22 protein-coding genes are annotated in these 23582 nt (G+C 67.2%); 7 read left to right on the top strand and 15 right to left on the bottom strand.

Features of this window, described 5'->3' with window-relative positions:
• Positions 1 to 18 precede the first annotated feature (18 nt).
• Both BMZ69_RS14035 and BMZ69_RS14030 read right to left on the bottom strand, forming a co-directional pair.
• Positions 19 to 1602 carry an ABC transporter substrate-binding protein gene (locus BMZ69_RS14035; protein ID WP_092157510.1) on the bottom strand — a complete coding sequence of 528 codons (1584 nt, stop codon included), beginning with the start codon at positions 1600 to 1602 and terminating at the stop codon, positions 19 to 21.
• The gene (locus BMZ69_RS14030) at positions 1599 to 3122 is read right to left on the bottom strand and encodes a serine hydrolase domain-containing protein (protein WP_092157508.1); all 1524 of its coding nucleotides are present in this window, start codon (positions 3120 to 3122) and stop codon (positions 1599 to 1601) included. Before BMZ69_RS14030 ends, BMZ69_RS14035 begins: the two co-directional genes overlap by 4 nt.
• Before the next feature lie 357 nt (positions 3123 to 3479).
• On the opposite strand from BMZ69_RS14030, the gene BMZ69_RS31145 reads away from it, so the two are divergent.
• Positions 3480 to 3674 carry a hypothetical protein gene (locus tag BMZ69_RS31145; protein WP_091834828.1) on the top strand — a complete coding sequence of 65 codons (195 nt, stop codon included), beginning with the start codon at positions 3480 to 3482 and terminating at the stop codon, positions 3672 to 3674.
• Between the two features lie 12 nt (positions 3675 to 3686).
• Here BMZ69_RS31145 and BMZ69_RS14020 read toward each other — a convergent pair whose 3' ends face one another.
• The 5 genes from BMZ69_RS14020 to BMZ69_RS14000 form a co-directional block, all read right to left on the bottom strand.
• Positions 3687 to 4973, bottom strand: a complete 1287-nt coding sequence (locus BMZ69_RS14020) for a four-carbon acid sugar kinase family protein (protein ID WP_092157503.1) — start codon at positions 4971 to 4973, stop codon at positions 3687 to 3689.
• A gap of 2 nt (positions 4974 to 4975) precedes the next feature.
• Positions 4976 to 6253 carry a ribulose-bisphosphate carboxylase large subunit family protein gene (locus tag BMZ69_RS14015; RefSeq protein WP_092157501.1) on the bottom strand — a complete coding sequence of 426 codons (1278 nt, stop codon included), beginning with the start codon at positions 6251 to 6253 and terminating at the stop codon, positions 4976 to 4978.
• A 154-nt stretch (positions 6254 to 6407) separates the two neighbouring features.
• On the bottom strand, positions 6408 to 6947 hold the full coding sequence (locus tag BMZ69_RS14010) for a VOC family protein (RefSeq protein ID WP_092157499.1): 540 nt from the start codon (positions 6945 to 6947) through the stop codon (positions 6408 to 6410).
• Between the two features lie 22 nt (positions 6948 to 6969).
• A complete protein-coding gene (locus BMZ69_RS14005; protein ID WP_092157497.1) occupies positions 6970 to 8847 on the bottom strand; it encodes a TRAP transporter large permease in 1878 nt (625 codons plus the stop codon).
• 76 nt (positions 8848 to 8923) lie between these two features.
• Entirely contained in the window at positions 8924 to 9940 is a 1017-nt protein-coding gene (locus BMZ69_RS14000) for a TRAP transporter substrate-binding protein (RefSeq protein ID WP_092157495.1), read from the bottom strand.
• 98 nt (positions 9941 to 10038) lie between these two features.
• Here BMZ69_RS14000 and BMZ69_RS13995 point away from each other — a divergent pair, with 98 nt between their 5' ends.
• Positions 10039 to 11118, top strand: coding sequence for a LacI family DNA-binding transcriptional regulator (locus BMZ69_RS13995; RefSeq protein WP_244543362.1), 1080 nt, complete (start codon positions 10039 to 10041; stop codon positions 11116 to 11118).
• A gap of 20 nt (positions 11119 to 11138) precedes the next feature.
• Here the strand turns inward: BMZ69_RS13995 and BMZ69_RS13990 are convergent, their stop codons facing one another.
• Both BMZ69_RS13990 and BMZ69_RS13985 read right to left on the bottom strand, forming a co-directional pair.
• On the bottom strand, positions 11139 to 12788 hold the full coding sequence (locus tag BMZ69_RS13990) for an acyl-CoA dehydrogenase family protein (RefSeq protein WP_092157491.1): 1650 nt from the start codon (positions 12786 to 12788) through the stop codon (positions 11139 to 11141).
• Positions 12785 to 14317 carry a 4-hydroxyphenylacetate 3-hydroxylase family protein gene (locus tag BMZ69_RS13985; protein WP_092157489.1) on the bottom strand — a complete coding sequence of 511 codons (1533 nt, stop codon included), beginning with the start codon at positions 14315 to 14317 and terminating at the stop codon, positions 12785 to 12787. Before BMZ69_RS13985 ends, BMZ69_RS13990 begins: the two co-directional genes overlap by 4 nt.
• 78 nt (positions 14318 to 14395) lie before the next feature.
• Here BMZ69_RS13985 and BMZ69_RS13980 point away from each other — a divergent pair, with 78 nt between their 5' ends.
• The 5 genes from BMZ69_RS13980 to BMZ69_RS13960 all read left to right on the top strand — a co-directional run bounded on the left by BMZ69_RS13980 (position 14396) and on the right by BMZ69_RS13960 (position 17853).
• Positions 14396 to 15028, top strand: a complete 633-nt coding sequence (locus tag BMZ69_RS13980; protein WP_092157487.1) for a TetR/AcrR family transcriptional regulator — start codon at positions 14396 to 14398, stop codon at positions 15026 to 15028.
• A gap of 5 nt (positions 15029 to 15033) precedes the next feature.
• A complete protein-coding gene (locus BMZ69_RS13975; RefSeq protein ID WP_092157559.1) occupies positions 15034 to 15564 on the top strand; it encodes an isochorismatase family protein in 531 nt (176 codons plus the stop codon).
• A gap of 8 nt (positions 15565 to 15572) precedes the next feature.
• On the top strand, positions 15573 to 16208 hold the full coding sequence (locus BMZ69_RS13970; RefSeq protein WP_092157485.1) for a 2-hydroxychromene-2-carboxylate isomerase: 636 nt from the start codon (positions 15573 to 15575) through the stop codon (positions 16206 to 16208).
• A 269-nt stretch (positions 16209 to 16477) separates the two neighbouring features.
• Positions 16478 to 17485 carry a Vgb family protein gene (locus tag BMZ69_RS13965; protein WP_092157483.1) on the top strand — a complete coding sequence of 336 codons (1008 nt, stop codon included), beginning with the start codon at positions 16478 to 16480 and terminating at the stop codon, positions 17483 to 17485.
• A complete protein-coding gene (locus tag BMZ69_RS13960) occupies positions 17482 to 17853 on the top strand; it encodes a c-type cytochrome (RefSeq protein ID WP_092157481.1) in 372 nt (123 codons plus the stop codon). The genes BMZ69_RS13965 and BMZ69_RS13960 overlap by 4 nt, the downstream gene beginning before the upstream one ends.
• Before the next feature lie 9 nt (positions 17854 to 17862).
• On the opposite strand, the gene BMZ69_RS13955 is transcribed toward BMZ69_RS13960, so the two are convergent.
• From BMZ69_RS13955 to BMZ69_RS13930, 6 genes are all read right to left on the bottom strand, one after another.
• Entirely contained in the window at positions 17863 to 18855 is a 993-nt protein-coding gene (locus tag BMZ69_RS13955; protein ID WP_092157479.1) for a branched-chain amino acid ABC transporter permease, read from the bottom strand.
• Between the two features lie 9 nt (positions 18856 to 18864).
• Positions 18865 to 19752, bottom strand: coding sequence for a branched-chain amino acid ABC transporter permease (locus BMZ69_RS13950; protein WP_092157477.1), 888 nt, complete (start codon positions 19750 to 19752; stop codon positions 18865 to 18867).
• 77 nt (positions 19753 to 19829) lie between these two features.
• Positions 19830 to 21035: an ABC transporter substrate-binding protein gene (locus BMZ69_RS13945; RefSeq protein ID WP_092157475.1), complete on the bottom strand. Its 1206-nt coding sequence runs from the start codon at positions 21033 to 21035 to the stop codon at positions 19830 to 19832.
• A 55-nt stretch (positions 21036 to 21090) separates the two neighbouring features.
• Positions 21091 to 21834 carry an ABC transporter ATP-binding protein gene (locus BMZ69_RS13940; protein ID WP_092157473.1) on the bottom strand — a complete coding sequence of 248 codons (744 nt, stop codon included), beginning with the start codon at positions 21832 to 21834 and terminating at the stop codon, positions 21091 to 21093.
• On the bottom strand, positions 21824 to 22588 hold the full coding sequence (locus BMZ69_RS13935) for an ABC transporter ATP-binding protein (protein WP_092157471.1): 765 nt from the start codon (positions 22586 to 22588) through the stop codon (positions 21824 to 21826). Before BMZ69_RS13935 ends, BMZ69_RS13940 begins: the two co-directional genes overlap by 11 nt.
• 169 nt (positions 22589 to 22757) lie before the next feature.
• Positions 22758 to 23393 carry a TetR/AcrR family transcriptional regulator gene (locus tag BMZ69_RS13930; protein ID WP_092157469.1) on the bottom strand — a complete coding sequence of 212 codons (636 nt, stop codon included), beginning with the start codon at positions 23391 to 23393 and terminating at the stop codon, positions 22758 to 22760.
• Between the last annotated feature and the right edge of the window lie 189 nt (positions 23394 to 23582).

Raw genomic sequence — 23582 nt, 5'->3', positions numbered from 1 at the left:
GTTAACGTGGCGGCAGCCTCACTTCTTCTCGATGTTCCAGAACAGCATGACCGGCGCCGCCAGCACGCCCGAGACGCTGGCCCGCCTGGCATAGGGCTGGTCGAACTGGCCGAGCACGCGATAGGGCTGCATCTCGGCGAGCCGCTTGTGCAGGGCTTCGACCGCCGCCTTGCGCGCGGCGTCGTCGGGCGCATCGACCACGGCGCCGCGCAGCTTCTCCGCCTCGGCGTCGCAGGGCCAGCCGGCCCAGGCCTTCTCGCAGGCCATGTTGGTGCCGATATTGGTCATCGGCGACTGCATGGTCGCGCCCGAGGCATAGGTGACGAACAGGTTCCAGCCGCCCTGGTCCGGCAGGCTCTTGTTCTGCTGGCGCGTCGTGACAGTGCCCCAGTCCGAGAACTGGACATCGACGGCGACGCCGACTTTCTTGAGCTGGGCGGCAGCGACCTCGGCCATCCGGCCGATCGCGGCGATGTCGTTGCTGGTGGTCAGGACGAGCTTCTCGCCCTTGTAGCCGGCTTCCGCCAGAAGCTGCTTCGCCTTCTCCAGATCGGGCTTGGCATAAGCTTCCGTGCCGGCCTGCGTGCCGTTCGGCCCGCCGCAGATGAAATAGGCGGCGCAGCGCTTCCACCATTCCTCGTCGCCGAAGCCGCCGGCCAAAAACTCGGCCTGATCGGTGGCATAGGCCAAGGCGAGCCGCGCCTTGGGATTGTCGAAGGGCGGATGCAGGCTGTTCGGCCGCAGCATCACCTGGTTGGCGAGGTTGGAATAGCGCTCGACCTTGACGTCCTTGGCCGCTGCGACCACCGGGATCAGGTCCTGGCTCGGCTGCTCCCAGATATCGATCTCGCCGGTCTGCAGGGCTGCAGCCGCCGTCGCCGCGTCGGGCATGATCAGCCACTCGACCCGGTCGACCTTGACGATCCGCCCGCCGGCGAGCCCATCCGCAGGCTCAGCGCGCGGCACATAGTCGGGATTCCTGTCGTAGACGACTTTTGCGCCGCTGCGCCATTCGGCGCGGTTGAACTTGAACGGGCCGGAGCCGATCGCCTCGATCACCGGCTTCATCGGGTCGGTCGCGGCATCGGCCTCGCGCATGATCACCGGGATCTGGCCGACGGCCGAGCCGAGCGCAAAGGGCACCAACGCCATCGGCTTCTTCAGCTTGAGCACGAAGGTCCTATCGTCCTTCGCCTCCATGCCCTCGGTGTACTCGCCGAGCTTGCCGCCAATCGTGTCGCGCTTCATCCAGCGCGTCAGCGAGGCGATGACGTCGCGCGTCGTCACCGGCTGGCCGTCATGGAATTTGAGGCCCGGGCGGAGCGTGAAGGTCCAGGACAGCTTGTCGTCCGCGGTCGAGAAGCTCTCGACCATTTGCGGCCTGGGCTGAAGATTGGCGTCCCAGGCGAACAGCGTCTCGTAGATCATCAGCCCGTGCATGCGGGTGATGACGATCGAGGCGGCGACCGGATCGAGCGTCTTGAGATCGGCATGCGGCGCGACGCGCAGCACATTCTTCGGCGCGGGCTGAGCCTGTGCGCCGGCCGCGAGCAGCAACGCGGTCGTGCCGAACAGCGCGGCGGCGAGACGGGAACGGGTCATGATTGGCCTCCCTCGATGCGGTGGAAATGCAGGATGCGCGAACGATGGCCGGCGAGGCGCAAGCTTCCATCCGGCTGCAGCCAGAGGCAAGGCCGGTGCCGCCACGGGCCGTGAGCGAGATCGGCGAGCGCCCGTCCGCCGGGCAGCGGCGTCAGCCGGGTTTCGCGGCCGATCGTCCCGGCCCAGGGCCAGGATGCCGTGCCATCGGCGTGGATCGTGATCTCGACGTCGAGCTGAGTGTCGCGCCAGCGCCCGACGAGGCGTTCATCGAGCGCGGTCTCGGCCGGCACGGGCAGAAGCCGGCGTGATACGCCACCAATCCTGCCTGTCAGCGCGCCGTCGGTTTCTTCTTTCAGCCTGACATCGAGATAAGCCGGCACGCTGCGCATCCCGCCTTCATTATCCGAGACGAGCTTCTCGTAGCCGCCCATGAAGCTGATCGCGCCGCCGGCGAACTCGGCCCAGAACGGCCCGTCTTCGGCCGCGTAGAGTCCGGTCAGCATGCTCTCCGAATCGCCCGGCAGGGGCTCGCCAGTCAGCGCCGCCAACACGCGCAGTGCCGGCCAGAGCGCATCCTCCTCGCGATTGGTCAGCACGACGACGCCGACGCCCTGCTCCGGCGCCATCAGCATGTGATTGCGATAGCCGGTCAGCGAACCGCCGTGTCCGATGACCTTGACGCCGCCGAGCTGACTGGCCACCAGGCCGAGCCGGTAGCCGCTCTGACTGCCATCGGCGAACTGGCGTGGTGCGGCGAGCCGGTCGAGCAGTCCGGCCTGAGAGCCGCGCCCGGCCATCAGGCCCGCGGCCCAGCGCGCCAATCCGGCGGCGCTGCCGGCCATGCCGCCTGAAGCCGAGAAGTTGAAGCCATAGAAGCCGCGCCGCCAGTCTTGCCCGTCATGCCAGTAACCGGTGGCAAGGCCCGGGACGACCTCGCTCTCGTCGGAGACGAAGCGGATCGGCAGCGAAGCCGGCGCCATCAGCTCCTCGACCAGCTGCGTCGCGCCCTTTCCAGTCCGGCGTTCGAGGATCACCTGAGCCAGGCGCCAGCCGGTGTTGGAATAGGCCATCTCGCTGCCGGGCTCGGCATTGAGACCGGGCAGGCGGCAGGCGGCGGCGAAGATCTCTGCAGCGCTGAGGCTCGCGGTGTAGGGCGTGCCTTGCTGCCAGAGCGCCTCCATCATGTCGGGCAGCGCCCCGGTCATGTCGAGCGCCCGGCCGAGCGGCACCGCGCCCAGCGCTTCCGGCAGCTCGGGGATGAAACTGCCGAGCGTCTCCGCCAGCGGCACGCCCTCGCGCAGCAGCAGGGCTGCACAGACATGCTTGCTGATCGAAGCCAGCCGGTTCTGCGTGTCGGCGGTAAAGGGCACCCTGTGCTCGATCACGGCGAAGCCGCCGCTCGCGCTCTCGCGAACGCCGTCGCGGTCGAACAGTACGATGGCGCCGCCCGGCCCACCCTGCCGTGTCCAGGGTTCGGCGATCGCCTGCGCCTCGCTGCGCCCCTTTGTCCAGTCGGCCATGCGTGTTCGTTCTCCGGCGTTTCCGTCCCGGATGGGACTTTCGCGGATGTGCATGGGGCTAGGCAATCCTTCCGGTCATGCGTTGGCGTTCGAGCCCCTCGTCATGAAAGCGGCACAATCGCTGGTCGATCCTGCCGCAGCGCCCCCGCGCGGCGACGAGCTGGACCGTGGCCCGGCCTTGCTGGAGACTGCGGATTTGATGAAGTGATATTGAGGAGGTGGATTGGGATGAGACGCGCGTTTTTCATCGTGGGAGCCATTGGTCTCGCTGGTGCCGTGGCGGGCTGTTCGCAGCCTCAGCGCTTCGGCGCTCCGCCTCCCGGCCTGGCGCCCAGCCCCGCGCCCGGCGGCACCGTGATGACCAAGCGAATCGTCAGCGACGGCGCCGGTGGCCTGCAATTGCCGGACGGAACGCGCGTCCAGACCGACCAGAGCGGCGGTTTTTCCCTGCCCAACGGCGCCTATGTCCGGCGCGATCGCTCCGGCGCGCTCAACCTGCCGAACGGCTCGCGCTGCGTGCCCGACAACCAGGGCGGCTACGTCTGCCCCTGAGGCCAGGCTGGCTCAGCCTGTCTCCGCGACGCGATTGAAGAAATCGGGCGTGCCCATCTGGCCGCCCTTGAGCACGATATCGAGGCCGTCGAGCCTCGGATCGTCGCTATGAGCGCGGCAGAGCGGTGCGCCAGGCGTGCAGGGCGAGCGATAGGACAGGCCCCAGAGGTCGAGCGAGCGGATCGCCAGCGTCGAGGTGTCGCCGCCGGCGACAACCAGCCGCGCGACCTCTGCCTCGGTCATGATCGCGCGCAGCAGCGCCCCGGTCGCGGCCGCGACCTTGCCGGTCTCGGCTGGCGCACCAGTGGGCTTGTCGGTGATCAGCATGACATTGCGCTTCGCCAGGCAAGCGAGCGTCTCGGCGCGTAATGCTTCGAGGTAAGCCGGCTCGCCGGTCAACCGCGCCGGGTTTATCGCGATACCGTCATAGCCCTCGGCGAGCTCGACCTGCGCGCGGGTCACCGGCGACAGGCTGCCGACCAGAGCGAGCAGATTGCCGCGAGACGCGCTGCGCGCGAGCTTGGGCATCGCGGGCTGCGCGGCCCGCGGGAAGCCGGCGAAGGCCTGCGCCACCGAGCTCGCGCCGATCGCGAGCATTGGACCGGCGCTCATCTGCTCGCGCAGCAAGGCGCCGATCGCGGCGAGATCGGACGGGCACGAGACGTCGAAGAGCACGGCCTCAGGCTCTCCGGCCAGCGCAGCGCCGAGCGCCTCTCCGCTCCCGCTGCCTCCATGGCTGCGATAGTCGATGAGCGCGACGCGCTCCATTCGTTGCGCCTGGAGATGCCGGCGCAGATCGGCCTCGCCCATTGGCGTCACCGGGTGGACGCTCATGGTCGGATGGCGGTCGATGCGGTGGACCGCGCCGCCCGCTCCCGCTGCGGCGAAGAGAGTGCCGAACAGGCAGTAGCGCCCGAGATTGGGCTGGCCGCCGATGATTGGGAGCAGTGGGTTCGGGAAATGCGGCCGCAAGGCGCGCGCCGCCGCGCCGAGGCTGCCGACCTCGGGAGCGCTGTCGAAGGTCGAGCAGCATTTGTAGTGCAGCAGTGAGACACCAAGCGCGGCGAAGAAGCGCCCGGCCTGGTCCAGCTCCTGCGCCATGGCATCCGGCGCCATCGCCCGCGTCGCGCCGGCGATGCCGACCGCATCGAGCGGGCCGGCGCTGGTCAGCTGCGCCTGTGTGGGAATGCGCAGGAAGAGCAGAGCGCGCTGTCCAGCCTCCGCCAATGTCGCGAGCGTGTCGGTGGCGCCGGTGAAGTCGTCGCCATACCAGCCGTAGCGGGGAGCCTCGCCAGCCATGCTCAGCCGGCGCCCTTGCCGAAGAAGGCGAGCGCCTGTGCGAGCTCGCTATGTCTCTTCGCTGCATCGCTAAGCGGCACGCCGGCCGCGACCGCCTCCCAGGCCTGGCGGATGCTGGTCACACCGGCCGCCGGTCCGCCGGGATGGGCGAGGATGCCGCCGCCGGCCATGAACAGCAGGTCGTCATGGCCGATCGCATCCCAAGTCGGCTGCGCCGTGCCCGCCCATTGCCCGGAGGAGAAGGCCGGCAGGACGCGGTCGTCGATGCCATCCGTCAGCGGCGTCACGCAATCCCTGGCCGAGGTCACCACCTCCTCGTCTTCCTGCGCGAACTTGCCCTGCAATCCGTGGACATGCATGTGGTCGACGCCGGCGAGCCGCCACAGGGTCTGGTAGGCCTGGAATCCGATGCCGAGCAGTGGATGGCGCGAGAGCGCGCCGAATCCGTTGCGGTGGCCGTGCAGGGCAAGGCCGGTCGAGCGGCGCAAAGTCTCGACCGCCGAGAAGCCGCACCAGTTCAGGCTGACCATGACGCAGGAACCGCCCTCGCGCTCGACCAACTCGGCATGGCGGCGCATCTGGTCGGTCTCCGCGGAGATGTTGAAGGCGACCATCACCGCCTTGCCGGTGCGGTCCTGATGGCGGCGCACCGCCGCCATCACCGCAGGCACGCGCTGGGCCAGCGGCGCGTGCATGGGATCGGCCGAGATCTCGTCATCCTTAATGAAATCGAGCCCGGCGGCACAGAGCCGGCCGACCAGCTCGGCGGTCTCATAAGGGCGCAGGCCGACATTGGGCTTGATGATCGAGCCGATCAACGGCCCACGCATCACGCCAGTCGCCCGGCGGGTGCCGGCAATGCCACGCGTCGGCAACGGGAAGAGGCGACGATAGGCGGCCGGCAGCGCCATGCTCTCCAGGCGCAGGCCCGTCACCTCGCCGAGATCGAACAGGTTGCCTGCGACGATCGAGGCCAGGGTCGGCAGATTGGCACCGACATTGTCGACAGGGAAGGAGAGCGTGATGCGGGCGCGCCTCCATGGACCCTCGACGCCCTTCCGCGCCAGCCAGGCATTGGGCAGGCTCGGCTCGATGGCACTCTCCAGCTCCTCGACCGCGATGACGGCGGCGCGCGTGCGGTCGCGGAGTTCGTCGGTCTCGCCGGCGACGCGGGTGAAGGTGCCGCTCGACTGCTCGCCGGCCATGATTTCCGCGACCTTGCGCGGATCGAGCGGCGTCTCAATCAGATAGGTGGCCGTGAAACGGTCGGCAGCGGACATGTCGCGATACTCACCATGGCGGTCGTCCCGGACAAGCCGCCTTTGGCGGCGCCGATCCGGGACCCATGCCTGAGCATCTATCGGTGAGGCGCAGGCATGGGTCCCGGGTCTCCCTGCGGTCGCCCGGGACGACCGCAGAGCCTAGGCGAAAGCGTCAGAGCTTGCTGAGGTCGGGGAATGGCCGCACCGGGTCCTCGCCGTCCCAAGTTTCCGCCGCCTCGCGGATCAGCCGGAACATCTCGCCCTTGGGGCCGGCGACCTCGGAGAGCTCGATCACCGTGCCGGGATGGTAATGCGTGTCGAAATAGATGAAGCGACCGCGCTCGCCGACCTCGCCGGACATCACCGGCTTGAAGCCCTCGGCCAGCAGGCGCTCGAGGTCCGCGTCATAGTCCGAGGTCCAGTAGGCGACATGCTGCAGGCCGGAATGCCCGGCATCGGTGAAGTCCTTGTACATGGACGGAACCGCGTTGCGGCACTGGATCAGCTCGATCTGCAGCGGGCCGGAATTGGCGAGCGCCACCGAATTGTGCGGCTCGTAGGCCTCACCCTTGTAGCGGTAGTTCCTGATCGGGACCTTTGGATTGTAGAAGAACGGCCCGACACCGAGCACCCGGCTCCAGTAATCCATCGCCGCCTCGATATCGGGGACGACATAGCCGGCCTGACGGATCTGGCCAAAATGACGGCTCATGGGTGCTTTCCTGCGAGGATGTCTAGAGGAAACCGATGGAGATCCACGGCACGGCGGCGACGACGACGAGGCCGACCAGCAGAGCCAGCATGTAGGCCCAGATGTATTTCAGCCCCTCGTCGGGATTGATCTTCGAGATCGCGCAGGCGCCGTAATAGCCGACGCCGAAGGGCGGGGCGAACAGGCCGATGCCCATCGCGAAGATCACGACCATGGCGTAGTGCACCTCGTGCACGCCGATCTGCTTGGCGATCGGGAAGAGCAGCGGCCCGAACAGCACGATCGCCGGGATGCCTTCGAGCACGCTGCCGAGGATGACGAAGGCGACGATCGAGATGGCGAGGAAGCCCCAGGTGCCGCCGGGCACCGCCGCCATGACCTTGGCGAGGTCCTGCGAGAAGCCCGACTGCGTCAGCCCCCAAGCCATGGCGGTGGCGCAGCCGATGATGAAGATGATCGCGCCGGTGAGCGAGGCGGTGTCGACCAGCATCCGCTCGAGCCGGCGCCAGTCGAACTGGCGATAGATCAGGATGCCGGCCAGCACCGCATAGGCGATGCCGATGGTCGAGACCTCGGTCGCGGTGGCGACACCCTCGACGACAGCGGCGCGGATGACGAAGGGCAGCGCGATGGCGGGCGCGGCGATCAGGCAGAGCCTGCCGATCTCGCGCTTCGAATATTTGGTGACGTGGCTGAGGTCCTCGCCCCGGTTGCGCCACCAGACGACGAAGCAGAGCGCGATGCCGAGCACGACGGCCGGCAGCATGCCGCCGGTGAACAGCGCCGCGATCGAGACGCCGGTGACCGAGCCGATGGTGATCAGCACGATCGAAGGCGGGATCGTCTCGGTCTGGGCGCCCGTCGCCGAGAGCAGCGCGACGAGATCGCCGGGCTTGGCGCCGCGCTTCTGCATCTCCGGGAAGAGCACCGGCGCGATCGCCGCCATGTCGGCGATCTTCGAGCCGGAAATGCCGGAGACCAGATACATCGCGCCGACCAGCACATAGGACAGGCCACCGCGGACATGGCCGAGCAGCGAGGCCAGGAACTGGATCATGGCGCGGGCCATGCCGGTCATCTCGATCAGCGCGCCGAGGAAGATGAACAGCGGCACGGCGAGCAGGATGAGATGGCTCATGCCCTCGTCGAGCCGGCCGACCATGACCACCATCGGCGTCGAGGTCGTCAGCGAGAGATAGCCGAAGGTGGCGAGCGCGAAGGAGAAGGCGATCGGCACGCCGGCGAAGACATTGGCCGCGACGATGCCGACGAAGAAGATCACCAGGTTGAGCTTGCCGAGCGGCTTCAGCGCCGGCCCGGCGACATAGAACAGGGCGATCAGCGCCACGGTGATCCCGGTCGCGAGCGCGACGGTCTTCCAGGAGCCGAAGCGCAGCAGCCGGCAGAAGGCGGCGAACAGCATCAGCACGATGCCGATCGGCAGCGCCGCCGCGCGCCAGGAATTGGCGATCTCCAGCGCGGGCGTGACGATGAAGCGCTCGTCCTCGGCGTACTCCAGCGCATGCGGCAGGATCATCACCAGGAAGGCGAGCGCCGCGGTGATGGCGAGCGCTTCGAGTAAAGCGCGCGCCTGAGGGCCGACGCGGCTGACGAGCCCGGTCATGCGCATGTGCTCGCCGCGGCGCAGCGCCACGACCGCGCCGAGCATGGAGAGCCAGAGGAAGAGGATCGAGGCCAGCTCGTCCGACCAGACCAGAGGTGCGTGGAAGACGTAGCGGGTGGTGACGCCCGCACCAAGGATGACGATCTCGGCGAGGACGAGCACGGCCGCGGCGAGCTCGACGACCGTGCCGACGGCGCGGTCGAGCCTGTCGGCGAGGCGGGTCAGCCCAGTCGCCGGGGCGACCGGCGCAAGGCCCGTGAGGGCGTGCCCATCCATGTTGGTGTCTCTCACATTTTCCTCGACGTCATCCCGGGTCTCCCTTCGGTCGCCCGGGACGACGTGGTGGATCGGTTCAGGCGAGCTTGCCGACCGCGCCTTCGAGCAGCCCCCAGGCCTCGGCGCCGAAGCGCTCCTGCCATTCCTTGTAGAAGCCGCCGTCGCGGAGCTTGGCCCGGAAGCTGTCGGGGTTGGTCTTGTTGAAGGCAAGCCCCTTGGATTGCAGATCGGTCTGCACGGTTTCGTTGAGGCTCTTGATGTCGCCGCGCTGGGCGACGCCGGCATCGTTGATGGCCGACGCCACGATCTTCTGGATGTCCGGCGGCAGTCCCCGCCAAGCGCGGCCGTTGGCGATGAACCAGAAGCCGTCCCAGATATGGTTCGAGACAGCGCAGCTCTTCTGGACCTCGTAGAGCTTGGCGACCTGGATGATCGGCAGCGGGTTCTCCTGCGCATCGACAACCTTGGTCTGCAGGGCCGAATAGACCTCGGAGAACTGCAGGCTGGCGGGCGCGGCGCCGAGCGCCTTGAACATGGAGATCGAGAGTGGCGAGACCGGCACGCGGATCTTGAGCGAGGCCATGTCGGCCGCCCGCTCGATCGCCTTGCCCGAGGTGGTCATCTGGCGGAAGCCGTTGTCCCACATCTTCTCGAAGGCGTAGAGATTGACCTTCTCGATCGCAGCGCGGACATGCGCGCCGACCGGCCCATCCATCGCCTTCCAGACCTGATCATAATCGGCGAAGGCAAAGCCGACCGCGTTGATCGCCGCGACCGGCACCAGGGTCGCGATCACCAGCGCCGACGGGGTGAAGAAGGTGATGCCGCCATTGCGCACCTGGCTCAGCATGTCGGTGTCGCCGCCGAGCTGGTTGTTCGGGAAGATCTTGATCTCGACCCGCCCGTTGGTCTCCTTGGCGACGCGCTCGGCGGCCTGCTGGGCGCGGATGTTGAGCGGGTGGCTGAGCGGCAGGTTGTTGCCGTATTTCAGCTCGATCTCGGCGGCCCGCGCGATCATCGGCATGCCGATCAGCGATGCGGCGGGGGCGGCGGCGAGGCCCTTGATGAGCGTGCGGCGGCTCGGTCCGGTCATGATGTCCTCCCTGGCGGACGTGATGCGATTTGATCGCTCTTGAGTGCTTGACGCTCAGCATAGAAATCACGTCTGATGGTCTTCAAGATCATTTTCTGATGGTTTTTGATGGAATGAATGCGCCGATCCCCAAGCTTGCCGAGGAGGTTCCGCGCCGCCGCCAGATGGCGCGGGTCGAGGATGTCGCACGCCTGGCGGGGGTCTCGACGGCGACAGTCGACCGGGTGTTGAACCGGCGCTCTGGCGTCAGGCCGGCGACCGTGCAGCGCGTGCTGAAGGCGGCGGGCGAGCTCGGCTATGTCATGGAGGGGGCGCTGCCGGCTAGCGCGCTGCGGCCCCTGCGGCTCGGCTTCCTGCTACCGGCCGGGAACAACCGCTTCCTCGGCCTGCTCGGCCGGCTGATCGCCGGGTCGCAGGACCAGCTGGCATCCTTCAACATGCGCGCCAGGGTCGAGCATATCGAGAGCTTCAAGCCGGAGCTGCTCGCCCATGCGCTTCGGCGCATCGGCCGCGAGGTTGACGGCGTCGCCTTCATGGCGCTGGAGCATCCGATGGTGCGCGAGGCGGTCGATGCCCTCGCCGAACGCGGCGTCCCCAGCGTCACCCTGATCTCCGACATCGCCAACACCGCCCGCGCCGCCTATGTCGGCCTCGACAACCGCGCCGCCGGGCGCACCGCCGGCCAGCTCATCGCCCGCTTCATCGGGCCGCGCCGGGCGAAGGTGGCGATGATCGCCGGCAGCCTGAGCTATCGCGCCCATGAGGAGCGCGAGATGGGCTTCCTGCACCTGTTCGAGGAGCTCTATCCGGACATCGAGGTCGTCGGCCTGCGCGAAGGCCATGACGACGAGGCCAAGAACTACCGGCAGACCAAGACCCTGCTCGGCCAGCATCCGGACCTCGCCGGCATCTACAATATCGGCGGCGGGCCGGAGGGCATCGCCCGGGCGCTGAAGGAGGCCGGGCGGCAGGATGTCGTCTTCGTCGGCCATGGTTTGACGCCGGAGACGCGTGGGCTACTCGTCGACGGCACCATGGACGCGGTGATCACCCAGCAGCCGCTGGCGACGCTGATGAGCTGTGTCGCGATCTTCGCAAACCTGCGCGCCGGCCGCCCGGCGGCGGAAGGAACCGCCCGCCCCGGCATCGAGATCGTGCTGCGCGAGAACCTGCCCTGAGGGGCGGCGATGGCCGCGCTTCAGCCCTGCGCGACCGTCGCCCGCGTTACGATCCCCGCCAGCTCCGGCGATGGGTCGAGCGTACCGAAGACATAGCCCCAGTCGGCGTCGAGCCGTGAGCGGCAGAAGGCCTCGAACACCGCCTCGTCGGCGTGCTTCCTCAGTTCCGAGGCCTGCAGCGCATAGGCCATCAGATTGGCAAGCCGGCGGCCATGGCCGTCATCGTTGCGAGGCTTGGCGGCTTCGTCTCCGAGCCGGTCGAGCCAGCGATCGAGGGCGCGGTTAGCGCCGCGCGCCTGGCCGACCTCGGTCATGAAGGCGTCCTTGGTGCGCGGCTCGCGGTTGAAGGCGCGCAGCACGTCCATGCACATCATGTTCGAGGTCCCCTCCCAGATCGCATTGAGCGGCGCCTCGCGATAGAGCCGTGCCATCGGGTTCTCCTCGATGAAGCCGTTGCCGCCATGGCACTCCAGCGCCTCGACGACGAAGGCGGCGGCGCGCTTGCAGTTCCAGAACTTCGCCAGCGGGGTGGTGACGCGGGCGAGGTGGCGTTCCTGCTCGGTCGTCTCCATCGCATCGGTCGCGGCGGCGACCCTGAAGGCCATCAGGGTCGAGGCCTCGCAGTCGATGGCGAGATCGGCGAGGATATTGGTCATCATCGGCTGCTCGGCCAGAGAGGAGCCGAATCCGCGGCGCGATTGGGTGTGGTTCAGCGCCAGCGTCAGGGCCTGGCGCATCAGCCCGGCCGAGCCGACGGCGAAGTCGAGCCGGGTCAGATGGGCATGGGAGAGGATCTCCTTGATGCCCGCCCCCTCTTCACCGACCAGCCAGCCGAGGCATTCTCGGAACTCGACCTCGGAGGAGGCATTGGAGCGGTTGCCGGCCTTGTCCTTGAGGCGCTGGATCTGCAGCCGGTTGCGGCTGCCATCGGGCAGGAAACCCGGGCAGAACAGGCAGGAGACGCCGCTCTCCGTCCGCGCCAGGGTGAAGAACCCGTCGGATTGCGGCACCGAGAAGAACCATTTGTGCCCGGTGATCAGGTAGACCCGACCCTCGGGCGTGTCCTCGAGGAAACGGGCCGTCGTCTGGGTCTGGCGCAGGTCCGAGCCGCCCTGCTTCTCGGTCATCGCATAGCCGATGCTGGCGCCGTCCTTCTGCGCCACCGGCAGTGGGCGCTTGTCGTAGCGGCCCGAGGTGATCTTCTGCCGCCAGAGCGCAAATTCTGGCTGGGCGAGGCCGGGATAGGCGGCATAGGTCATGCCGGTCGGGCAGCCCGTCCCGTGCTCGACCTGGTTCCAGAGATAGGACAGCACGGCGCGGGCAAGATGCCCGTTCGGCTCGCTCGTCGTCCAGGCGAGCGAGGGTACCTCATGGGCGAAGGCGAGGCCCATCAGCTCATGCCAGGCCGGGTGGAACTCGATCCAGTCGAGGCGATTGCCATAGCGGTCATGGCTGCGGAGCTCCGGCCCATGGCGGTTGGCCAGGCGGGCAAACTCCTGCACCTCGACATCGCCAGCCTGGGCGCCGAGCGCCGCCGCCTTGTCAGCGACCCAGGGCGCGCCGCGCGCGACGACGCCCTGCAGCACCGTATCGCCGGAGAAGGCATTCCAGCCGGTGGCGGGCCGGGCCTGGTTGAGGACCTGATGGGTGGCGTGAGCGTGCATGGTCATTCCGCCGCCTCCTGCGTCGAGATGCGTTCGGGCACCTCGCAGCCGGTGACGCAGCAGCGTCCGGGCTGCTTCGACACGCGCGAGCCGTCGGCGAGCACGCCGCGATCGAGCAGGCTCTCGACCAGCGCGACCTTCTCCATCACCGGATAGTTGCGCCAGATCTCGCGCTTCATCGCCTCGGGCGAGCCGCCGCCATGCAGCGAGATCACCGAGTACCAGCCGGCTTCCTTCGAGACGGTGAGGTCCTCGATGAAGCGGGCAACCTCGGCGCGCTGCTCATAGGGGATGTCGGGCCGCCCGGTCAGCACGGCTGCGAGCGAGGCGGACGTCTCGGGATTGTGGTCCTCTTCCGGACCGGGAAGGGCGACGACGAGGCCGCCGGAGACGTAATGGGCGATGCGGTGCATGTCGTAGATCTTGGTAGCGAGCAGCAACTTGCCGATATTGGCGAAAACTGCGTCCGGCATCGCCACGCCCGAGGCGTCCTTGCTGCAATAGACCGAGGCAGCGACACCGCAGGCGAAGAAGCTCTCGGTGATGGTGATCAGCTCGACCAGCTGCTCGCGGACATGGGAATGCCTGTCGGCATCGAGCCCGTTGGCGTGGGTCATCAATGCGCCGGCGCCGATCAGCAGGTCGCCGAAACCGGCCCTTGCGGCGATGCAGCTATGGCGGTGATGGGTGGCGTAGCTGGTGGTGAGATAGCCGGCCTCCTCGGTCTCGCCGGCCATGAACACACGGTCCCAGGGCACGAAGACGTCGTCGAACATCACGGCGCCGGTCGACTGGCCGTATTTCGCCGAGAACTTGGCGGCGGGATCGCCCGGCCGCCCGGCCGGGCGCGCGACGATGGTGATACCCGGCGCATCGCAGGGCACGGCGCAGCAGAGCGCGAAATCCTCGTCGCCTTTGGCGTGGGTGCGGCAGGGGATCACCAGGAATTCGTGGACATAGGGCGCGCCGGTGACGATCGCCTTGGTGCCGCGGATGACGATGCCGTCTGCCCGGCGCTCCTTGATATGGACGTAGGAATCGCGATTGGCCTGTGCGCCCGGCCGTAGCGAGCGGTCGCCCTTGGCGTCGGTCATTGCGACGCCGCAGGTCAGATCCTCGTCCTGGATACGGTGCAGATAGGCGAGGAAGCGCTGGGTGTAGTCGGTGCCGTGGTCTGCGTCGGCCCGCACCGTCGCCTGCAGGATGCCGTTGAAGGCGTCATGCGTCAGGTAACGCTGGGCGCAGCCGGAGATCTTGCAGACCAGGCGGACCGCCTCGAGCTTGGCGAGCAGGTCGCTCGAGGAGGCGTCGATATGGAGCATGCGGTTGACGGTCTTGCCGGAGGAGCCCTGCACCGCCGTCATGATCGGCCGGTAGGCTTCGTCATGGGCGAGGTCGTAGGTGACGCCGATGCCGTTGATGCCCGGCAGCAGCAGCGCCTCGTCGGCGACACTCTCGACGCGTTGTCCACCGACGAAGACGCGCGGGCGATAGGCGCGCAGCGATTCACGATAGCCGGCGGCATCCATCAGCATGCTAGCTTCCTCCGCAACGTCGTTGCCGCTAAAATCAAACGGCGTTAGATTTTCGTCAAGAGCTTGGAGCTGGTCAGAGTGGGTGAGGGGGCAACGAGCCGGAAGCGCGGCCGCTATGCTGCGACGGATGCCAAGCGCGAGGGTATCGTCACTGCAGCGCGCTCCGTCTTTGAGCGCGAGGGGCTGGACGGCGCCTCGCTGCGGGCGATCGCGGCCGAGGCCGGCTACACGCCGGCGGCGCTCTATTTCCATTTCGACTCGAAGGAAGCGCTCTATGCCGAGGTGCTCGGCCGCTCGATCGCGACATTGCAGGAGGCGGTCAATGCGGCGGTCGCTTCTGCCGGCACGCCGGCAGAACGCTTCTCGGCGGCCGCCCTCGCCTTCTTCGATTTCTATGCCGCCAATCCGCGCGATCTCGATCTCGGCTTCTATCTGTTCCGCGGCGGCATGCGGCCGCACGGCCTCGGCCGCGAGCGCGACAGGGCGCTGAACGAGGCGCTGGAAGCGACCTTGGCGCCGATCCGCGGCGCCGCGCTGGCGTTGGGCGCCGATGCCGCGCAGGCCGACTTGATCATGACCGACGCCTTCGCCCATGCTTCCGGCGTGCTGCTGCTGGCGCATACGCGGCGCATCCGCATGTTCGGCGCTTCGGCGCGCACGCTGATGGAGCGCCATGTCGAAACCGAGCTCGACCGGCTCCTGCGGAGATGACGCCGATGCATCTGATGAACGCCAAGCGGTCTCGCCTCGTCATCATCGATTTCCAGGCGCGCTTGATGCCGGCGATCCATGACGGAACTCGCCTCCTCGCCAATGCCGGCAGGCTGGTGGCAGCGGCAAAGCTTCTCGATGTTCCGATCGTGATGACCGAGCAGAATCCCGCGGGGCTTGGTTCGACAGTGTCGGAGCTGGCCGAGGCCGCCCCCGCCATCGCCAAGATGAGCTTCGATGCCTGTGCCGCGCCGGCCTTTATCGAGGCCATCGCCGGCGATGACGACCTCGTCCTCTGCGGCTGCGAGGCGCATGTCTGCTTCGGCCAGACCGCATTGTCGCTGCTCGAGCACAAGCGCCGCGTCCTGGTCGTGCAGGACGCCGTCGGCTCGCGCGTGCCCGAGAGCAAGGAGGTGAGCCTGCGGCGGCTGGAGCGGCATGGCGCCGAGATCGTCACCACCGAGATGGTCGTGTTCGAATGGCTGCGCTCGGCCGAGCACCCGCAATTCCGCGCCGCGCTGAAGCTGGTCAAGTGAGCCCGCCCATGCCTGCGCCTGCCCTCTGGTATTTCGACGTCATCTCGCCTTTCGCGCATCTGGCACTGACGCGGCTCGATGCGATCCGGGCGCAACGGCCGATCGCACTGAAGCCGATCGTCTTCGGAGCGGTATTGAAGCATTGGGGTCAGCTCGGGCCGGCGGAGATCGCGCCCAAGCGCGTCCACACCTACCGGCTCGCGACGCACAAGGCACAGGCGATGGGCGTGCCTTTCCGCTTCCCGCCGACCCACCCCTTCAACCCGCTCGCCATGCTGCGCTTGTTGACCGCGCTTGATGGCGACGAAGCGGCGATCACGGCCGCCTTCCGCCTCGTCTGGGGCGAGGGGCGCGAGGCAAATGATCCGCAAGTCCTGGAAGAGGTCGCCGACGCCGCCGGCCGCCCCGATGCCCTGGCACTGATCGGCGAGCCGGCGGTCAAGGATCGCCTGCGCCAGGCGACGGAGGAGGCGATCGCCGCCGGGGTGTTCGGCGTGCCGAGCCTGGTGATCGACGGCGAGGTGTTCTGGGGTGTCGACGCCATGCCGATGGCGCTGGACTATCTCGCCGATCCCATGGCGTTCCGCAGCGGAGAGATGGCGCGCGTCTCGACCCTGCCTGAAGGCATCCAGCGGCAGCGCTGAGACCCGTTTCGGCCGCCTCAGCCCTCATCCTGAGGAGGCCCATAGGGCCGTCTCGAAGGATGGTCCAGATGACTCCGGAGCCTCTTGGACCATCCTTCGAGACGCCGCTGACGCGGCTCCTCAGGATGAGGGCTCACGGGGAACGAATGGCCTTCCGTCATCAGACGGAGGGAACCGTCTGGCCGCAGCCACAGTTTCACGATGTTGTCGGTTTACGCCTGCGCTGAACAGGCGGATCATTCGCCGGCCGACTACGAAAGGAGACGCCAATGCTGCGCCGTTCGTTCCTGAAATTCGGCCTTGCCGGCCTCGCCGCGCCGAATCTGATCCTGCGCAGCGCCGAAGCCACGGGGCAGTCCCAGCCCGGCAATCCATTCATCGTCACCTATTTCGAGGTGCCGGAGATCAAGGGCTCGCGCGACGTCACCGATGCTGGCGACGGCACGATCTGGGTCTGCGGTCAGCGCAACGGCGTGCTCGGCCGCTTCGATCCGCGCACCGGCCAGACCAAGGTGATCCCGCTCGGCGACGGCGCCGCCCCGCATGGGGTGGTGCGCGGGCCGGACGGTGCCGCCTGGGTCACCGAAGGCGGCCAGAACGCCATCACCCGCGTCGACGACAAGACGCACAAGGTCGAGTTGTTCAAGCTGCCCGAGGGCCGTGAGCGGGCCAATCTCAACACGCCGGTGTTCGACAAGGCCGGCATGCTCTGGTTCACCGGCCAGCACGGCATCGTCGGCCGGCTCGATCCGATCTCGGGCAAGATGGAAATCTTCGACGCGCCGCGCGGTGCCGGCCCCTATGGCATGACGCGCACGCCATCAGGCGAGATCTGGTTCGCCTCGCTCGCCGGCAACTACATCGCCCGGATCAACACCCAGAGCGGCGCCTTCACCGTGGTCGACCCGCCGACGGAAGGCCAAGGCGCGCGCCGGGTCTGGTCGGATTCGAAGAACCGGATCTGGGTCAGCGAGTGGAATTCCGGGCAGGTCTCGTCTTTCGACACCGAGAGCGGTAGCTGGAAGGGCTGGAAGCTGCCCGGCAATAAGCCGCGGACCTATTCGGTCTATGTCGATGACGCCGACAAGGTCTGGCTCACCGATTTCGCGCTCAACAGCATCGTCCGCTTCGATCCGCTCACCGAGGCGTTCGACAGCTTCCCGAGCGACAAGCCCGGCGCCAATGTCCGCCAGATGGACGGACGCAGCGGCGAAGCCTGGGGCGGCGAGAGCGGCACCAACCGGCTGGTGCGCATTCAGACGGTGAAGCCTGCGTGAGGACGGCCTCGGCTGCGCTCATCGCGTCTGGGCTGATCGCTGGCGGTGCAGTGCAGGCGCAAGAGCCGGCTGGGGCCGCCGTCTTCAAGGCCTGCCAGTCCTGCCACAGTCTCGATCCCGCCAAGACCGGCATGGCGGGGCCGCATCTTTACGGGCTGAACGGACGTGTGTTCGGCTCGGCCGAAGGGTTCGACTATTCGCCGGCGTTCAAGGCGGCGAAGGCGCAAGGACTCTCGTGGGACCGCGAGCGGCTGCTCGGTTATCTCGCCGATCCCGATGCGGTCGTGCCCAGTGGCTGGATGAGCCCGCCCGCCGGCCTCGACGCGGCGAACCGGGCCGCCCTGGCGGACTATCTGCTCAAGCAGTAGCCACCGCCGTCACAGCGGCTTCTTGATCCATTTGGCAATGACGCCGACGATGCCCTCGCGGAAGAGCAGCACGCAGATCACGAAGATGATGCCTTGCACCACCGTGACCCAGGCGCCGAGCGTCGCCAGGAAGTTCTGCATGGAGACGATGACGAGCGCGCCGACGATTGGGCCGAAAACGGTGCCGAGCCCGCCGACCAGCGTCATCAGCACGACTTCACCCGACATCGACCAGTGCACGTCGGTGAGCGAGGCCAGCTGGAAGACGATCGCCTTGGTCGCGCCGGCAAGACCGGCGAGGCCGGCCGAGAGCACGAAGACGGCGAGCTTGTACTGGCTGGCGCGGTATCCGAGCGAGATGGCGCGGGGCTCGTTGTCACGGATCGCCTTGCAGACCTGGCCGAAGGGCGAGTGGATGATCCGGTAGATCAGCAGCAACCCGCCGAGGAAGATCGCCGCCACCAGCCAATAGAGGGCGCGGTCGTCGGCGAGGCTGAAGAGGCCGAAGAGCTTGCCGCGCGGCACCGCCTGGATGCCGTCCTCGCCGCCGGTGAAGCGCGGCGTCTGCAGCGAGAAGAAGAACGCCATCTGCGCCAGCGCCAGGGTGATCATGGCGAAGTAGATCCCCTGGCGGCGGATCGCCAGCGAACCGAAGGCGAGGCCGAGCAAAGCGGCGATCAGAGTCCCCGAGAGGATGGCGAGCTCCGGCGTCAGCCCCCAGTGCTTTGCCGTATAGGCACTGACATAGCTCGCCATGCCGAAATAGGCGGCATGGCCGAAGGAGAGCAGGCCGCCATAGCCGAGCAGAAGGTTGAAGGCGAGCGCGAACAACGCAAAGCACAGCACCTTCATCACGAAGACCGGATAGGCGACGAAGGGCGCGATCGCCAACAGCACCGCGATGCCGATGAACAGGTTGCGGTGCAGACGGGCGGTGCCGTCATCGGTCTCGCCGATGGTGAGGCCGGCGGCGGGAGCGTCGGTGGAAGCGATGTCTGCCATCTCAATTCCTTACGCGGCGCGGCCGAACAGGCCGGCCGGCTTCACCAGAAGCACGATCGCCATGATGATGAAGATCACGGTCGCCGAGGCCTCCGGGTAGAACACCTTGGTCAGGCCCTCGACCAGCCCGAGCGAGAAGCCGGTGACGATCGCGCCCATGATCGAGCCCATGCCGCCAATGACGACGACGGCGAAGACGACGATGATCAGGTCGGCGCCCATGTTCGGATTGACCGAATAGATCGGCGCCGCCAGCACGCCGGCGAAGGCGGCGAGCGCGACGCCGAAACCGTAGGTCAGCGTCACCAGCAGCGGCACGTTGATGCCGAAGGCCTGGGTCAGCGTCGGGTTCTCGGTCGCAGCGCGCAGGTAGGAGCCGAGCTTGGTCTTCTCGATCATGAACCAGGTGGCGAGACAGACGATGAGCGAGGCGACCACGACCCAGCCGCGATAGGTCGGCAGGAACATGAAGCCGAGATTGGTTCCGCCGCGCAGCTCAGCCGGAATCTGATAGGGCAGGCCTGAGGAACCATAATTGTTGCGGAAAAGGCCCTGGATGATCAGCGCCAGGCCGAAGGTCAGCAGCAGCCCGTAGAGATGGTCGACATGGGCGATGCGCTTCAACAGGAAGCGCTCGATCACCACGCCGGTCACGCCGACGGCGATCGGCGCCAGCAGCAGTGCCGCCCAATAGTTGATGCCGAGATAATTCAGGCACATCCAGGCGACGAAGGCGCCCATCATGTACTGCGCGCCATGGGTGAAGTTGATGATGTTGAGCAGGCCGAAGATCACCGCCAGGCCAAGACTCAGGATCGCGTAGAACGAGCCGTTGATCAGGCCGAGCAGAAGCTGGCCGAACAGGGCTTGTGGAGGGACACCCAGGAGCTCGAACATGCGATCGACCGTTCTAAGAAAGCTGGTCCGGGGCCGTATGCGGCCCCGGAGCGACGCGTTGGAACAGGCTCAGCCTGTCACTTCTTGACGAGCGGGCACTCGCTCTCGGCGAGCGGCTTGAAGGCCTCGTCGGCCTTCAGCACCGCGACCTGCTTGTAGTAGTCCCAAGGGCCCTTCGATTCGGAGGGCTTCTTGACCTCGAACAGGTACATGTCGTGCATCTTGCGGCCGTCGGCGCGGACCGAGCCCTTGCCGAACAACGGGTCGTCGGTCGGCATCTCCTTCATCTTGGCCATGACGGCGGCCGCGTCCTTGCCCTTGGTCGCCTCGACAGCCTTCAGATAGTGCAGCATGCCGGAATAGACGCCGGCCTGGACCATGGACGGCTTCTTGCCGCCATTGAGCTTGGCGAAGCGCTCCGACCAGGCGCGGGTCCCGTCGTCCTTGTCCCAGTAGAAGGATTCGGTGAGGACGAGGCCTTGCGCCGTCTGCAGGCCGAGCGCGTGCACGTCAGTGGCGAAGACGAGCAGACCGGCGAGCTTCTGGCCGCCGGCGACGATGCCGAACTCACCCGCCTGCTTGATCGAGTTGATGGTGTCGCCGCCGGCATTGGCGAGGCCGATCACCTTGGCCTTCGAGGCCTGCGCCTGCAGCAGGAAGGACGAGAAGTCCGTGCCCGGGAACGGCGTGCGGACCGCGCCCAGCACCTTGCCGCCGGCCTTGGTGACGACGGCCGAGGTGTCGCGCTCGAGCGCATGGCCGAAGGCATAGTCGGCGGTGAGGAAGAACCAGCTGTCGCCGCCGGCCTTGGTCATGGCGCCGCCGGTGCCCTGCGCCAGCGCATAGGTGTCGTAAGTCCAGTGCACCGTGTTCGGCGAGCATGCCTTGCCCGTCAGGTCCGAGGAGGCCGCGCCGGAATTGATGTGGACCTTGTTCTTCTCGCGCGTGATCTGGTTGACCGCCAGCGCGACCGAGGAGGTCGGCACGTCGAGGATCAGGTCGACGCCGTCCTGATCATACCACTGCCGGGCGATGGTCGAGCCGACGTCCGGCTTGTTCTGGTGGTCGGCCGAGACGATCTCGACCTTGATGCCCTTCTCCGCTGCCTTGAAGTCCTCCACCGCCAGGCGCGCGGCGATCACCGAGCCCTCGCCCGAGAGGTCGGCATAGAGGCCGGAGCGATCGTTGAGCACGCCGGCCTTGACCGAGATCTGCTGCGCCAGCGCCGGCGAGGCCATCAGCGCGCCCAGCGCCGTGGCCGCGAGCAATGTCTTGAGCTGCATATTCTTACCTCCCTGAGATGTCTGATGTCGGTATGTTCTTGTTGGACGCCTTGCGTCAGACTCCGAGATAACTGTGGAGCTTGTCGATATTGGCGTCGAGTTCGGCATTTTGGATCATGTCGACGACCTTGCCCTGCTCGACGACATAGTGACGGTCGGCGACGGTCTGGGCGAAGCGGAAGTTCTGCTCGACCAGGACGATGGTGAAGCCCTTCTGCTTGAGCATGCGGATGGTGGCGCCGATCTGGTCGATGATGACGGGCGCGAGGCCTTCGGTCGGCTCGTCGAGCAGGAGCAGATTGGCGCCGGTGCGCAGGATGCGTCCGATCGCCAGCATCTGCTGCTCGCCGCCCGAAAGCTTGGTGCCCTGGCTCTTCAGCCGCTCCTTGAGGTTGGGGAAGAGCGTGAAGATCTGCTCGACCGGCAGGCCGCCCGGCTTCACCTGCGGCGGCAGCATCAGGTTCTCCTCGACCGAGAGGGTCGAGTAGATGCCGCGCTCCTCCGGGACATAGCCGATGCCGAGGCGGGCGATCGCGCGCGAGGGCAGCCCGATCGTCTCCTGCCCGGCGAAGGTGACCGAGCCCTTGCGCTTGCCGATCACGCCCATGATCGATTTCAGCGTCGTTGTCTTGCCGGCGCCGTTGCGGCCGAGCAGCGTCACCACCTCGCCCTCGCCGACATCGAGATCGATGCCATGCAGGACATGGCTCTCGCCATACCAGGCCTCGAGCCCGCGCACGGCGAGCAAGGGCTTGCCGCCGGTCACGGCCGGGCGCTCCCGCACCGCCTCAGTGACCATGGCCGACCCCCGATCCGATATAGGCTTCGACCACGCGCGGGTCCTTCGAGACGGTGGCGTAGTCGCCCTCGGCCAGGACCTGGCCGCGGGCGAGCACGGTGATGCGGTCGCAGAGTGAGGCGACCACCGAAAGGTTGTGCTCGACCATCAGGATGGTGCGGTTGGCCGAGACTTTGCGGATCAGCGCCTCGATCCGCTCGATGTCCTCGCGCCCCATGCCCGCCATCGGCTCGTCGAGCAGCAGCATCTCGGGTTCGAGCGCCAATGTCGTCGCGATCTCCAGCGCGCGCTTGCGGCCATAGGAGAGCTCGCCCGCCGGCAGTTCGGCGAAGGCCGAGAGACCGACCGCCTCCACCAGGCGCAGCGCCTCGGCATCGAGCGAGGACAGCACCTTTTCCGAACGCCAGAAGTCGAAACTGTCGCCGCGCTTGCGCTGCAGCGCGACGCGGACATTGGTCTTGACCGAGAGCTGCGGGAACACAGCCGAGATCTGGAAGGAGCGCACCAGGCCGAGCCTTGCGATCTCGGCCGGCTTCTCGCCGGTGATGTCGCGGCCGTTATAGACGATCTGCCCCCGCGTCGGCGGCAGGAATTTGGTCAACAGGTTGAAGCAGGTCGTCTTGCCCGCCCCGTTCGGCCCGATCAAAGCGTGAATCGAGCCGCGCCGAACCTTCAGATCAACCCCATTCACCGCTGTGAAGCCGGCAAATTCTTTCGTGAGGCCTGAGGTCGAGAGAATAGTATCCTCAGACATCCCTGGATAACCTTACCCATTGCTCGATTGTGCGTTTCCCGGGCGGCATGCTGCACCGCGCATAACGCCTATGTCAACGGCGCGGGCGTGCGCAGAATCCCATACAGAGCCCGCGAAGCAATCGCCGCTAGACGAAAGGCTTAGAGCCAAGGGCCGGCTTGGACCCGGGTCAGCTTGGTGCGGATGCGGCCGGTGCGACCGCGGCCGCAAACACCGCCGCGACCTCGCGCAGCCGGATGAGATAGTGTTCGCAGGAGGGCTGCTCGCCATATTTCGCGCCGGCCGCCGCACGCGTCAGCGTCGCGATCAGGCTGTTGAGCGACAGGCCGCTGCGCGCGATCGCGATCTCGCCACGCGCCGCCGCGTCCTCGAACAACTCGCTGGCGAAGCGGACGAAGAGCGCTTCGAAGGCGGCAAGCTCGTCTCCGGCGATGGCGGTCATCACCGCCTTGAGCTCGCCGAGATGCTCGCCGGCGCTGAAGGCACTGAAGGCGGTACCGTGATGAGCTTCCATCAGTGCAGCCAGTCGATGGGCGAAAGGGCCAGGCGTCGCCAGTGCCTCGCGGCAACGTGTCTCGACTTGGCCGCCGAGGCCCGCGAGCATCGCCCGGAAGACGTCGTCCTTGCCCTTGAAATGGAGGTAGAGCGTGGCGCGGGCGACCCCGGCCTCGCGCGCGATATCGTCCATCGAGGTGCGCTTGTAGCCGTAGCGGGCGAAGAGGCGCAGCGCCGCCGCCGCGATCTGCTCGATGCGGCCGTTGCCGTCCTCGCCGGACGCCACGGAACTTTCGCTGCGGTCGCTCATTTGCAGTCTTGACAGAATCCAAACTGTGCGCGACCATTCTAGTTAGACGCAAAACGTCTAACTCGTCTAGTCGCGCGACCCGAGACGACGGATCACCGCCCGCCCTCTGATATGTCAGAACGGGCCTTCGAGCGAGCCTCGATCCGGCAGCCCTTGTGCCGCGCTGCGTCATGCCCAGCGAGCCAGAGA

This window comes from Allobosea sp. CRIB-10, from assembly GCF_900112185.1.
Lineage (GTDB): Bacteria > Pseudomonadota > Alphaproteobacteria > Rhizobiales > Beijerinckiaceae > Allobosea.
The sequence above is the reverse complement of the archived record's forward strand: the minus strand, read 5'-3'. Positions and strand labels throughout refer to the sequence as shown.